General features: G+C 56.5%; 12 protein-coding genes. 1 reads left to right on the top strand and 11 read right to left on the bottom strand.

What is annotated here, in order from left to right; translation table 11 throughout:
• Nucleotides 1–5: 5 nt before the first annotated feature.
• From RRH01S_RS33285 to RRH01S_RS35045, 3 genes are all read right to left on the bottom strand, one after another.
• Nucleotides 6–968, bottom strand: coding sequence for an arginase family protein (locus RRH01S_RS33285; RefSeq protein WP_234711798.1), 963 nt, complete (start codon nucleotides 966–968; stop codon nucleotides 6–8).
• Nucleotides 965–1,927, bottom strand: a complete 963-nt coding sequence (locus RRH01S_RS31175) for an arginase family protein (protein ID WP_042477168.1) — start codon at nucleotides 1,925–1,927, stop codon at nucleotides 965–967. The genes RRH01S_RS33285 and RRH01S_RS31175 overlap by 4 nt, the downstream gene beginning before the upstream one ends.
• 190 nt (nucleotides 1,928–2,117) lie before the next feature.
• A complete protein-coding gene (locus RRH01S_RS35045) occupies nucleotides 2,118–2,282 on the bottom strand; it encodes a hypothetical protein (RefSeq protein WP_234711797.1) in 165 nt (54 codons plus the stop codon).
• Nucleotides 2,283–2,285: 3 nt separating this feature from the next.
• Here RRH01S_RS35045 and RRH01S_RS31170 point away from each other — a divergent pair, with 3 nt between their 5' ends.
• On the top strand, nucleotides 2,286–2,825 hold the full coding sequence (locus RRH01S_RS31170) for a helix-turn-helix transcriptional regulator (RefSeq protein WP_234711796.1): 540 nt from the start codon (nucleotides 2,286–2,288) through the stop codon (nucleotides 2,823–2,825).
• A gap of 557 nt (nucleotides 2,826–3,382) precedes the next feature.
• Here the strand turns inward: RRH01S_RS31170 and RRH01S_RS31165 are convergent.
• The 8 genes from RRH01S_RS31165 to RRH01S_RS31130 all read right to left on the bottom strand — a co-directional run bounded on the left by RRH01S_RS31165 (nucleotide 3,383) and on the right by RRH01S_RS31130 (nucleotide 12,492).
• Complete coding sequence (locus tag RRH01S_RS31165) at nucleotides 3,383–3,997, bottom strand: TetR/AcrR family transcriptional regulator (protein ID WP_042477163.1); 615 nt, start codon at nucleotides 3,995–3,997, stop codon at nucleotides 3,383–3,385.
• Between the two features lie 215 nt (nucleotides 3,998–4,212).
• Nucleotides 4,213–6,495, bottom strand: a complete 2,283-nt coding sequence (locus RRH01S_RS31160; protein ID WP_042477160.1) for a glycoside hydrolase family 3 C-terminal domain-containing protein — start codon at nucleotides 6,493–6,495, stop codon at nucleotides 4,213–4,215.
• Nucleotides 6,492–7,793, bottom strand: a complete 1,302-nt coding sequence (locus tag RRH01S_RS31155; protein WP_042477157.1) for an MFS transporter — start codon at nucleotides 7,791–7,793, stop codon at nucleotides 6,492–6,494. The genes RRH01S_RS31160 and RRH01S_RS31155 overlap by 4 nt, the downstream gene beginning before the upstream one ends.
• A 739-nt stretch (nucleotides 7,794–8,532) precedes the next feature.
• Complete coding sequence (locus tag RRH01S_RS31150) at nucleotides 8,533–9,567, bottom strand: LLM class flavin-dependent oxidoreductase (protein ID WP_234711795.1); 1,035 nt, start codon at nucleotides 9,565–9,567, stop codon at nucleotides 8,533–8,535.
• 23 nt (nucleotides 9,568–9,590) lie between these two features.
• Complete coding sequence (locus RRH01S_RS31145; protein WP_080705519.1) at nucleotides 9,591–10,208, bottom strand: alpha/beta hydrolase; 618 nt, start codon at nucleotides 10,206–10,208, stop codon at nucleotides 9,591–9,593.
• Nucleotides 10,209–10,219: 11 nt separating this feature from the next.
• Nucleotides 10,220–11,179 (bottom strand): glutathione S-transferase family protein, encoded by a 960-nt coding sequence (locus RRH01S_RS31140; protein ID WP_042477155.1) that lies wholly within the window; start codon nucleotides 11,177–11,179, stop codon nucleotides 10,220–10,222.
• A 10-nt stretch (nucleotides 11,180–11,189) separates the two neighbouring features.
• Nucleotides 11,190–12,050: a VOC family protein gene (locus tag RRH01S_RS31135; protein ID WP_042477152.1), complete on the bottom strand. Its 861-nt coding sequence runs from the start codon at nucleotides 12,048–12,050 to the stop codon at nucleotides 11,190–11,192.
• Between the two features lie 34 nt (nucleotides 12,051–12,084).
• Complete coding sequence (locus RRH01S_RS31130; RefSeq protein ID WP_042477150.1) at nucleotides 12,085–12,492, bottom strand: DoxX family protein; 408 nt, start codon at nucleotides 12,490–12,492, stop codon at nucleotides 12,085–12,087.
• Nucleotides 12,493–12,549 lie beyond the last annotated feature (57 nt).

Raw genomic sequence — 12,549 nt, 5'->3', positions numbered from 1 at the left:
CTATCTCAGCCAGGGCAATGGTTCCGGTGTATCCGGCTTCGCGTCGATGCTGACGCTGCATGAACAAGCAACGGGACAAGTGTGTGGACACCATGGGGATCGATTGTCGGGTCGAAGGAACTGAAATCCAGGCCGACGATCTCGAAGCTGTCTGCGATAGCGTCCAACGCATATGCAAGTTGTTCGGCAGACAAGCCACCTTCTGTGGCATGATTGCTCGATTTCAGGACGGATGGGTCCAGAACGTCGACATCTACGTGAACGTACACCTTAGAACAACGTGTCCTGAGATCCGCCAGTGCATCGATGATCGCGCCATCGTAACCCTTGCTTTCGACGATGGCCGGCGTGACTATACTCCCTGGCGACTTCAATCCTCGGTCTGGCTTATGTTCGTACTTCTCATGAAGGCCAATCGTTAGAATACGATCAGCCGGGATTGGCTCGAATCCCGAGATCTGACGGCAGAAAGCCTGCCAGCATCGCCCGGCGATCATCGAGACTGGCATCCCCTCGACAAGGCCGCTTGTCGACGTTTCGGGCGTTTCCGCGTCATCATGCGCGTCAAACCACACCATTCCGATTTCACCGATCGCTGCGAGGCCCGCAACCATTCCAAGTGCGCAAGTGCAACCGCCGTTTGCCACCAGTGGCATCCGGTCGGCAGACACTGCGTAGCGGACAGCGCGCGCAAGCCGCGCGGTCTGCACTTGAAGACGGCTCATCTGGTCGCCGGCAAAAAGCCCCGCAACATTGGCGTCGAAATAGCCCGCCGTTTCATCCGGCGCGGGATCATCCACATCCTCAATCAATTCGACGGCAAGATCGCAGCCGCCTTCGGATAGAGCGCTCAGAAGGGTCTGATGCGAGAGTAACTCCCTCGGGCCTAGTGCCATCGCATTTCGTGGCGAGGCATCGCGCCGCCCGAAAACATAAGGAAGGCCGATGAGTGAAATTGGCGTGCTCACGAAGAGCTGCCTTGCCGCGCAAGGCCCTCCGCCGCTGCTCTTGCCGCAGCGACGAGAAGCGGCACGAGTACCTGCGGGCCGCGTTCGTCGACAACCGGATCGTATGACGCGAAGCTTACGGCAAGGATTTCGAACCGTTCGCCAATAAGGCGGAATGCCGTTTTGCACTGCTCATCCGTCAAGCCTCCGTTTGCGGCGTGCGTATTGGCCCGAAGGACGGTTGGATCCAGCACGTCCGTATCGAAATGGATGAAGACCTTGCCACACTTTGACGCGAGGTTATCCAGCGCACGGGTCAGTGCCTCCTCGAAGCCAAGCTCCTCAATAACCGGTTTGTGCACGAGGGTGCCAAGGGCATCTTTCGCAGATCGGCGCGCGGTGGGCGTGAACATCTCGCTCAGACCGATAGTGATTATGCGGCTTTCGTCGATCTCGCGAAAGCCCGGGATCTTGCGGCGATATCGAGGCCAGCATTTGCCTGCAATTGTGGTGACCGGCATGCCCTCGATAAACCCGTTCTCGGACGTATCCGGGGTTTGTGCGTCTCCATGGGCATCGAGCCAGATCATACCGATCTCGCCTTCGGTTTCTCCAACGCCGCCGACCATTCCGAGCGCAGCCGAACAAGCGCCTACGCAAGCGATAGGGATGCGCCCACGTTCGCGTGCTCTCTTAACTTCCTGAGCGAGACGAATGTTTTGGACAAGAACGCGAGACATCTGGTCGCCAACCGGGAGGAGCCGGTAGTCTCCACCCGTAAACGCAATGTTTGGCTCGTCTGCGTCCTCGATCATGACCGTTTCGACGTCGGAGAAGAATTCCTGCATCGCTGCCGGTGCTTTCTCCGGAGCGAGCAGTATGCGGGGGCCCTGCGCCATCTGGTAGCCCAGATTGGGGCCACGCGACCCCATCAGATAGGGAAGCCCGATGAGGCTGACGGGGAATTTGTCGATGTTCATTGCGCTCTCCTTGCAATAGGGTTGGATAAGAATGCACCTGCAAGATGCCCCGGCTATCGGCAAAAATATCGATACGTTCGGGCACTTATGTGCTCAATAGCAGAAGACTCTGGCACGATTCCTGCATGGCATCATCGAACGCGAGAACGGCAAGATGGAAACATATATTCGGGACGTCACATCGGAAGAGCTACGTCTTTTCGGCGATATTGTTGCGCGCCTGTCGCGCCTTGATAGTGATGTAGAGGCTCGCACAGCCGTCTTCGAAGATATCGTCAAACTGGTTCGAGCGGACTTTGCCGCGTCTTACATCTGGAACGATCGGTTGCGCCGGTTTGAAAAGGGTCTGATCCACAACATGGATCCGGAGAACATCAGGAATTATGAGCGGTATTATCAGTTTCGCGATCCGCATACCTTCAAGCTACGCGAAAAGCGTAAGGCGACCTTGATCGAGGAAGTCAACCCATACAGCGAGTTGATCCGGACCGAATTCTATAATGATTTCCTAAAGCGTGACGGACTTCATCACGGCATCAATGTATTCCTGTTTGAAGGTGACCGTGATCTGGGCGACTTCCGTCTGTGGCGATCTGCGAAGAGCCCGGATTTCAGTGAACGGGAAAAAATGCTTCTCGACACCATCTCCCCTTTCTTGAAGAAGGCGATGGCCAACGGCATGGAGCGCTTCGAAAATCTGACGCCACGCGAGCGGCAGATCGCTTTTCTCGTTGCACGAGGCTGTCGCGATCGTGAGATCTGCGACATGCTGAACATCGGCTTCTCCACGGTGCGAACACACCTTAACAAGGCGATGGAAAAGAAGGGCTGCTCAAACCGAGCCGAACTTGCTGCCTTGATTATGCGGGAGAATGGAGCCTTGCCCGGAACGGCCTAATCCTAGTGCGACGTGACTAAAACTTAGTCGATGGTTGCCGTCTGCGCAGAAAATACTGTGACGACAGCTCTGGCAGATGTTGGTGTGGACGCAGTCGTGCGCGCTATTGCTCCCCGATATAGAAATTAGTTTCGCCACCTGATTGAGCTTTGCGACGATCCGAGCGACCATTTCGTCCGTCATTCGGCCGACAAAAGCAATAGGCTGCAAGCGACGGCACGATTGTCCCGTGAGCGCCGGGGATAGGAACGGCAACAGCGCCGACCTCCTTCTGCTGGTCGCCGGAATTCACAATTGAATGCGGTTGCCCCAACCTCAGGCGACCATTGGTTCCAGCATTCGTGCAAAACTATGAATCTTCAAATGCACCAAATAATTGTGATAGTTCACCTCAACGAATCCAAGGATTACGGCGGCGATCAATCGCCGTCGGTGATGAACCGTTGCTACGATGCTAAATGGTGAAACGATTTGGCATGTTTGCCATGGCGTCGTTGCTTGAAGCAGGCGTCTACGCGGGGGAACCCGAACATTCAAGATGGCTCTTGGCCTGCAATTCACCTCTGTCTTAGCGCCTGTATACCTTCGCCTACCATCTTTGCCACGCGTTCTAGCCCGGCGACAAAGTCGATGGATGGGTTTCGAAGCCACTGCATCTGCAGCCCGTCGGATGTAGCAAAAAGGATGGAGACGAGAAGGGAAACTTGCGCACGACCGGTATCGTTTGTGATACTCTTTGCCTGAGCAATGGCGTCCGTGAAGCCATCGCGCGCAATGTCATATCGGTTCACAAAGAATTGGTGAGCAGGATGTTCTCGCGTTAGAGATTCCCCGGTCATTACCGAGAAGAAGCGGACGAGGTGTCGATCGGAAATATTGCGCCGAGCCGCCTCCATCATTTCATCTACGAACTCGGTCCTGCCTGTCGCCACAGCTTGCATATCGGGCCTTGCGACAGAAGATGGATAATGCAATTTAAGAGCCGCATCGAGGAGTTGCTCTTTTGCCCCGAAGTGGTGATGTAGCGCCGACTGTACTACCCCCGCCCGCTTGGCGATCTGGCTCACTGACGTAGCCCTATATCCTTTCTCACCAAAAAGTTCGATTGCAGATGCCAGGATCGCCGCCCTAGTTCGCTCCCCCTGTTCGGCATTTTTTAACGCTCGTGGCATGGGTTTTACTCCTTGTACAACGACTTTGGGCCATCGTGTAAGGCAAAGGCATAAGCTCCGCAATCGAAAGGCTACATTATTGACCTCGCGCCGTTCCTCCAGGCACATTGCCTCGGCACGCTCTTCAAAGAAGAATACATAGTGGCGAGGTCAACTCGGTTTGGTGACGGAGCCAAGACAAAAAAAGGGGCATTCTAAAGCCTTGTGCCCGGCAATCAACTTCCGTCGTTCACACCCGTCAGGCTGCTTGAGAGTATTCTGAGATCGTCAAGGGCAACAGGGACACCTGGAAATTCGACTATTGTCGCCAATGGGACGGCGCGCACCGCATCTCGACCCCCACCCTCGTCTGCTAGAAGATCTGCCATACGGCCCTTGAGCCCGCCGCGCGCCTCGATGAGTTCGCGGAGCTTCGACCCTAGTTTCGGGTCATCGAGCCATTCGCCGAACGTTGCCCATTCGTCAAGCTTCAGCGAGATCGCTTCCCCCGGGATTGTGACCGTTTTCTTTAGTGGTAGATCTCTGGACGAGCCGCCAACGCACACGATTAGGTCGCTGCCAGGATATACCCAGGACTTGCTCGGGCTATGCCAATGTGACAGTTGCTCTCTAGTGATCGCTATTTCCACGGTCGCTTCTTCACCAGGCGCCAAGCCGATCTTTTTCCAGCCTCGCAATTCGCGCGGAGGTGTCGTGATTTCGGTCTGGAGATCCTGAACGTATAGCTGAACGACTTCATGACCAAAACGTTCGCCGGTGTTGTGGATCCTGATTTTCGCATCGAAGGCGACGACATCGGACAAAGGCCGAACGAGTATCTCCAGGCCAGAATATTCAAAAGTCGTGTACGACAATCCGTGACCGAACGGATAGTCAACATCAATGCTACGGGCATCATAATAGCGGTAGCCGACATAGATGCCTTCGCCGTAATCCACGTTCTGATGCTCGCCCGGAAAACTCAGAAAAGCTGGTGTATCTTCCAGACGGATTGGCACCGTTTCCGCAAGCTTTCCGCTCGGATTTACAACACCCAGCAGCACATCAGCCACTGCATCGCCATGCGCCTGACCCGTAAGCCAGAACTCGACTATCGCGTTCACACCGTTTCGCCACGAGGAGGTTGTAACGACCGAGCCATTGCTCAGAGCGACAACGACTTTGGATTTTGTGCCTTGTAAGGCACCGATAAGCGCCGTCTGATTTGCTGGTAGTTGGATCGTTGTTCTGTCCCGGCCTTCCGCTTCAAATTCACCGGGCAGTCCCATAAACAAGATAACAACGTCGGAGCGTTGCGCCAATTCAATAGCCTCATCAATCAATGCGTAATCGCTTGAGCCTGAGAGCGTGTAACCACTCGCGAATTCGAGTTCCGCGCCTGCCTTGTGGACCCTCGCAGACAAGGCGTCCAGACCGCTTACAACCTTGATTGCATTGACACGCGAACTGCCGGCACCCTGATATCTCGGTTGCCGCGCCAGTTCACCAACGACTGCGATCCTAATACCTGGCTTCAGAGCCAATGGCAGGACACCATCGTTTGAAAGAAGCACTGCCGATTCAGCGGCGGCCTTCTGGACGAGTTTATGATGATCGTTGCGATCCACATCGACCGCAGGTGTTGCTATTGAAGTGCGGTCGCAAAGGAGGCGCATCCTGCCCACAGTTTGATCCAACAAGACAGCATCAATTTCTCCGTGAGCCCAAGCCTGGCGTATACGGTTATCGTCCGGACGCCCAGGCATACGCAAGTCAAGACCTGCTTTAAATGCGTCTACCGGATCACGAACTGCGCCCCAGTCCGATATCATTACGCCATCGAAGCCCCATTCATTGCGAAGTAGGTCCGTCAGCAGCCAATGGTTTTGTGATGCAAACACTCCATTGACGCGATTATATGAAGACATCACCGACCAGGCTGCGGACTCTTCAAGAGCGATTTGAAAAGCTCGTAGATAAATTTCTCTGAGAGGGCGCTCATCGATATTCGCACTCACTCTGAGACGATCAGTCTCTTGATTGTTGACCGCAAAATGCTTGAGGCATGCAGCGACACCTTGAGCCTGCAGGCCGCGTGCGGCCGCTCCTGCGAGAACACCCGCAAGAAGGGGATCCTCTGAGTAATACTCAAAGTTTCTCCCGCACAAAGGGCTCCGTTTGATATTCAGTCCCGGTCCAAGCACAACGTTCACGCCCGCAGCACGGGCCTCCCTTCCCAGGGCATTGCCGACTGCTTCGATAAGGTCGATGTCCCACGAAGACGCCAGTGTCACCGCTGGAGGAAAACATGTTGCCTGCGCACTGCGTTCAAGCCCGAGATGGTCCGGGTTCTCATCATCTTGAACACGCAGTCCATGCGGCCCGTCAGCAAGACGCATGGATCGGATCCCGTGACTTGGAGCATTTGTCGTCGTCCAGTAATCGGCACCAGTGGTCAGGGACAAAGCTTCATTATCTGCGTCATCCAGTCGAAGCGTTTCAGTGGCCAAATCGGTCATTTTGCACCTTTGATGAATTGGATAAAGACCGCGCTTATTAGCGCGAATGCGGCTGCGCAGAGGTACAACGAGGTGTAGTTTCCGTCGGAGCCTTCGGCATTGATGCGCAAGAGTGCCGGAGCAATGATCGGAGCAATGGTTTGCGGGATGGTACTCGACAGGTTGAATACACCCATGCTCTTGCCTGCCGAGTTTTCCCGATCGGGGATAACCTCCGAAACGAGAGCATAGTCGACCCCGAAGTAGAGACCGTTCCCAAGTCCGGCGATTGCCATGCCGATCAGGAAGATCTCGACATTGTGGGCAAAGGCCACCACGAGCATCGCGACCACGAAAAAAACCGACGCGAGTACAACCAGCGGCTTTCGGCGGGCAAAATAATCCGAGAGCAACCCTCCGCCGATACTCGAGACAGCGACCGCAACAGCGAGCACAAACATTGCTGTCGTGAGAATTGGCGCGACAGTCTCAGTTGAATAACCGAGGTGGTCGATCAAGAAATAGGTCTTATACGTGGTTAGCAGATAGAGCGCTGTCCAGGCGAGAAACCTGCCAGCCCAGACCAAACCAAAGTCTCGATGTTGGAACGGGTTAATCCACAGAGCACCTAAAACGCTTCCAACGGTTACATTCGGCACTTCACCGGGCAGGCGCTGGACTTCGCGAAGCGTCAAAAGAAACGGCAGCACAAGCACACCCCCAAGCAGAGCTGGCCAAATGAACATTCCTGCACCTCGGGTCCCTGTCAGTTGGATAAGGAACACCCCTGTGACCACTGCCAATTGGCCCGTCATACCCATAAATCCGGAGACACGCCCGCGCAGGGTCGCCGGTACCCGTTCGGGAAGCACGGCGATGGTCGCTGCAATCGATGCATTGAAGGCGATCTGCGCTATTGCCCAACCAAGCGCAATAAGCGGAATCGAAGGCGCGACTCCGATGGCGAAAATTGCCAAGACCCCGATCACAAAGCCCCAGAATATGAAGGGACGGCGTTGCCCCAAGCGAGATGTTGAACGATCGCTTAGCATTCCAAAAATCGGGTTCGAGAACAGTGCAGCGGCGGCACCGATACTTGCAACGAATGCCAGGGAGCTAGCCTTTCCCTCTGGATCGATCTGCCCAACCCTGATCGCAAGCGTGACAGAAGCGGGAGTTATCAAGGCTATGTAGATGCCAACTAGCGCGGCGATGTAGCGAGCCACGAACAGAGCGCCGACATGTTGACCGGTGAGCCGAATATTGCGCTCGGGGGCAGTCTCACCCGGCAAATGACGTATGCTATTTGATTGATTCATCGCGTCCTCCTCCAAAAAGTACGATGAGGGCAGTTCCATCACATTTTTACAGGTCGGTCAACCGACCTGTATGTTAATCATGATCATTTTCCGTTGTCATTTTCGACCCTGATCTGCGTATTGGTGGCTGTGAACATCATTCAAGAGGCACCGACCGGAATCGGTCTGAAGCCAGTTTTATCGACGAGCGATGTTTCTGTTGGATGCCGCCGTTAGTCGGCAGGTAACCCTAGTCTGCCATCACAAACGCGGAGGGAGATGGTAATGTAAGAGCAGTATGGAGTGAGCCCCTGCGGCTGACCACGGAGACGAGCAAACCTAATACGCTCCATGGGCCTTGAACGGGGAGGGCTCATGAAATCATGAGCCCATAACCTTCTCGACTCGAAGAGTGCGCTTAGGCTTGGTGGTGTTTAACCACTTTATTGGAGTTCGCTTGACCTGCCGTGGAGCTTTCATCCAACGGCGATTAGAGCCCCGGCGGTTTTGAATACGCCAAGCGGCACGGTATAAGCTGACCGCGGGAACCCGAAGCATTCATCTTCATGGCGTTGGAGCCGGTTGCGATGACGGCCTCGGCGCAATTTGCCGGGATTTGATAGCGCTTAGCTTTCAGTGGTGCCGATTAAGGCGATTGTTTTCGTCAAGATTGGTGCCACTCCAACAGGCGAAGAATATTCACTGCCAGGACTCTCGTCGCTCAGCCATCGACCGGATGATATTATTCTCAAAAAAGAATTCATTGAGAGATAACCGATGAAGCATTAGCGGCTTTCCTGACGGCAGGTATCACTTCCGTGGCCAGAAGCTCGATTACATTGGCAACTTTTACGAAGGGCAAGCCGCCTATATCGATCTGCGCCATAGAACGATCGTGGCGGAACATTTCATATTCGTAGAGAATCTTGTCGACGATCTCTTGCGGACTACCGACGAAGAGTGCGCCTTTGGGGTCGGCAAGGCGCTCGTAGTCTTCGCGAGAGACTTTCCATCCATTGTCGCCGTTTGGCAGACTATGGCCGATATAGCTCGCATAATGCGGATAGAATTCGTCACGCGCACGCTGGCTGTCTTTCTGGATATGCAGATGACTGGATATGCCGACTTTGATCCCAGCCGGATCGTGACCGGCATCGCGGAAGCTGCGGCGGTAAAGATCAATGAACGGGCGGAAGCGCGCCGGCTCTCCTCCGATATTGGCAAGGTTGAGCGGCACGCCCGCCTTGCCCGCCCGCACGGCGCTGTCGGGTGTCCCGCCGGCGCCGACCCAGATCGGAGGACGGTCGACATAGGGCCGTGGAGCGATCACGACCCTGTCAAGCGCGGAGCGAAACCGCCCGCGCCACGTCACCTCGTCGCTGGCAGCGATCTTCAGCAGTAGCGCAAGTTTTTCTTCGTAGAGCGCGTCGTAATTGCTGAGATCGTAGCCAAACAGCGGAAAGGACTCGATGAATGCGCCGCGTCCGACAGTCAGTTCGCCGCGGCCAGCAGACACCAGATCGATCGTTGCCAACTCTTCGAAAATGCGCACCGGATCGGATGACGATAAAATGGTAACGGCCGTGGTAATGCGGATATTCTTGGTCACCGCAGCAATCGCGCCCATTACGGCCACCGGCACCGAGATCGTATAGTCGAGGCGATGGTGCTCGCCAATGCCGAACACACTCAAACCCGCCTGATCCGCGAGCTTTGCCGCCTCGATGATCTCCGATAGGCGACGGCTGGATGCCGCGGATTCCGAGCGGAAGATCACCGAATGTGTAAAGACCAATCTCCAAGACCGTCGTCTCTTTTCTACTTTGCCATGGCGGAAGCCAGGAACGCGACGGCTCGCGCCGCGCCGTCAGCGGAAATTGTGTGGCCAAGTCCGGGTATGACCAAGGTTTCGACCATGACGCCTTGCGACTGCAGCAGGGCGGCAGCCTTGGTTGTCTCCGCTGCCGGGATCACCGGGTCGACGCTGCCATGCACGAGCAGAACCGGCGGCGAGACGGCGGCCTGAAGCGGTAGCGGCGAGGCAAGACGACCGGAGAAGCCGACGACGGCGCCGACCGGCCAGCGTCCCGAGGCAATCGCGTCGAGCGCCATGATCGTGCCTTGCGAAAACCCGACAAAAGCGACGCGATCGAGCCGATCGGAAAAGCCGTTCTCTTTGATGATCGCCGAGATCGTCGTATCGAAGGAAGCGCGTGCCTCCCTGATGCGTGTACTGCGATTGTCTTCGGTGACGCCGGCGACGCTGAACCATTGATACCCTGAGCCGAAGCTCGAGCGGCTGGGTGCGTTCGGTAAGACGAAGATGGCGCCCGGCAGGCTACCCTTCCAGGTGCTGGCAAGTGGTGCAAGGTCGCTGCCGCTGGAGCCGACACCATGAAGCATGATAACAAGCATATTGGCTGCGAGCGTAGACATCGGTACTTCCTCTATGAGATTGCAAAGGGCAGCTGCGGGCCGACGGGAACGATACCGGTCGGATTGAGCGCTTTGATAGAGTAGTAGCCGAGTTTGATGTGATCGATATTCACCGTTTCGCGGATACCGGGGACGCATAGAATCCGGTCAAGATAGTGGCTGAGGTGGGCATAGTCGGCAAGCCGGCGCAGATTGCATTTGAACAAGCCGTGATAGGCGGCGTCGAAACGTATGAGGGTGACGAACAGGCGCACATCGGCTTCGGTCAACCTCTCACCGAACAGGAACGGCCCACGGTCATCCAGACGGGTCTCGAGCTCGTCGAGCATGGTGAAGACTTCAGCAAAGGCTTCTTCATAGGCAAGCTGCGTCGTCGCAAAACCCGTGCGGTAGACGCCGTTGTTGAGGCGTGGGTAGATGCAATCGTTCAATGCGTCGATGTCGACACGCAGATCTTCCGGATAAAGATCGACAGTGTCATCGGCGAGCGGTCCGAAGCCCGAGTTCAGCATCCGCAGAATATCCGCGGACTCGTTGTTGACGATGGTGCGGCGCTCCTTGTCCCAAAGGACAGGCACGGTCGCGCGGCCGGTGTAATGCGGATCGGCGGTTGTATAGATCTCGTGGAGGTAGGTGGCACCATTCAGTAAGTCGCGCTCCGCGCCCGGATAGTCGCCGAATCGCCAACCCTGTTCGGAAAGTGCGGGTTCGACCACGGAGACGGAGATCGTCTCGCCGAGTTTCTTCAGCGCGCGGCCGATCAGGGTTCGCGACGCCCAGGGGCAGATCAAGCCAACATAGAGGTGGTAGCGCCCGGCTTCGGCCTTGAAGCCGCCTTCGCCGGTCGGCCCGGCGCTGCCGTCGGGGGTAATCCAGTTGCGAAAGCCCGAAATCTGCCGCACGAAGCCACCCTTAGCATCGGTCGCCTGTACCGGATGCCAGTCAGCCGTCCATTTTCCGTCTACAAGCATGGCTGAACTCCTAAATTATCTCTGCGGTCGGCGTGGCGATGGTGATCTCTGTGCCCCAGGGGTCGCGCAGGACGAGCCCCGGCGATATGCCGGTGGTTGGTATATTCCCTGTGGCCGACCGGTCGCCGATCGATGCGGCAAAGTCGGGATCTGCAAGGATTTCGATATTGGCAAGGCCAGTGCTGGGGTAGCTGCGTTCACCCGCGCCGCGGCTGTTCCAGATGTTGGTTGCCAAATGGTGATGGTATCCGCCAGCTCCGTAGAACGTCCCGCCGGGATAGCGCGATGTGATGGCGAACCCAAGTATCTCGCTATAAAAGGCCTCGGCATCGGGGATCGCCCCCACCTGCAAATGCACATGTCCGACCTTTGAGCCCTCCGGAAAGCCTGTCCAGCGGCCGTTGCCGGCCGCGGCGAGCACACTGTCAATATCGAGCTCGTCGCTTGGCATGTCGACCAGTCCGTCTTTCCACTGCCAAGAAAGCAGTGGCCGATCGGCATAGATCTCCACGCCGTTTCCCTCCGGATCGGAAAGATAGAGCGCTTCGCTGACACTGTGATCGGAGGCACCCACGACCGGCGGGCGCGTCTCAATCGCATGTTTCATCCAGCGGCCGAGATCAGCGCGGGTGGGCAGCAGAAAGGCCGTGTGAAACAGCCCCGCCTCATGCGGCGAACGCCGCCGCGCCGAAGAATCGCGGCGAAGCTCGAGAAGCGTGTTGCCTTCGACACCAAGCTCGACCGTTGATGCATCACCACGAAGCAGGTGAAGGCCGACTGCCTGTTGGTAGAAGCTGCTCATCCGATCAAGGTCCTGAACGGTGAGACTGACTTTTCCGATGCCGACCGCAGGGTTCTTAATCGTGCTCATCGCGGTTCTCCGATGTTTGGTCTGTGGCTGCACGTTACTTGCGGGTAGGAGTGGGGCGGAGCGCCAGTGCGCCATCACCGCTCAATGCCAGGACAATTAGGGCGACAATCCAGAAGCCCGGGAATTCCCAGCCGCCGTTCGGATTGGTGAAGAAGAAGCCGGCAGCAAGGTGAACGCTGGAGATCGCGCCGAGCAGGATGGGGATGACGGCGATAGCTGCAAGACGCGGCCAGATGCCCAGGATGAGCGCGACCGCGCCGGCCAATTCCCATGCGATCGTGACATAGGCGAGCCAACCCGGCAGGCCGAGGGAGGCGAAGAAGCCGGCCGTACCGGCAGGGGTGAAGACGAAAATCTTCAAGCCGGCATGGGCAAGGAAGAGCAGTCCAAGTGCCAGTCGCAGAATGAGGACAGCATAAGGGGCGGTGCGGTTATCGATCATGATGGTGTCTCGTCTGTTGGGGTGAATTCCTGCCTAAGGATATGCCCCATTTCCAGA

It is taken from the genome of Rhizobium rhizogenes NBRC 13257, assembly GCF_000696095.1.
Taxonomy (GTDB): domain Bacteria; phylum Pseudomonadota; class Alphaproteobacteria; order Rhizobiales; family Rhizobiaceae; genus Rhizobium; species Rhizobium rhizogenes.
The sequence above is the reverse complement of the archived record's forward strand: the minus strand, read 5'-3'. Positions and strand labels throughout refer to the sequence as shown.

Excerpts from the sequence above, each read along its gene's own strand:
- RRH01S_RS31175 (WP_042477168.1), bottom strand. The coding sequence starts at position 1,927 with ATGAACATCGACAAATTCCCCGTCAGCCTCATCGGGCTTCCCTATCTG.
- RRH01S_RS31170 (WP_234711796.1), top strand. The coding sequence starts at position 2,286 with ATGGATCCGGAGAACATCAGGAATTATGAGCGGTATTATCAGTTTCGC.
- RRH01S_RS31165 (WP_042477163.1), bottom strand. The coding sequence starts at position 3,997 with ATGCCACGAGCGTTAAAAAATGCCGAACAGGGGGAGCGAACTAGGGCG.
- RRH01S_RS31160 (WP_042477160.1), bottom strand. The coding sequence starts at position 6,495 with ATGACCGATTTGGCCACTGAAACGCTTCGACTGGATGACGCAGATAAT.
- RRH01S_RS31155 (WP_042477157.1), bottom strand. The coding sequence starts at position 7,793 with ATGAATCAATCAAATAGCATACGTCATTTGCCGGGTGAGACTGCCCCC.
- RRH01S_RS31145 (WP_080705519.1), bottom strand. The coding sequence starts at position 10,208 with ATGTCTACGCTCGCAGCCAATATGCTTGTTATCATGCTTCATGGTGTC.
- RRH01S_RS31140 (WP_042477155.1), bottom strand. The coding sequence starts at position 11,179 with ATGCTTGTAGACGGAAAATGGACGGCTGACTGGCATCCGGTACAGGCG.
- RRH01S_RS31135 (WP_042477152.1), bottom strand. The coding sequence starts at position 12,050 with ATGAGCACGATTAAGAACCCTGCGGTCGGCATCGGAAAAGTCAGTCTC.
- RRH01S_RS31130 (WP_042477150.1), bottom strand. The coding sequence starts at position 12,492 with ATGATCGATAACCGCACCGCCCCTTATGCTGTCCTCATTCTGCGACTG.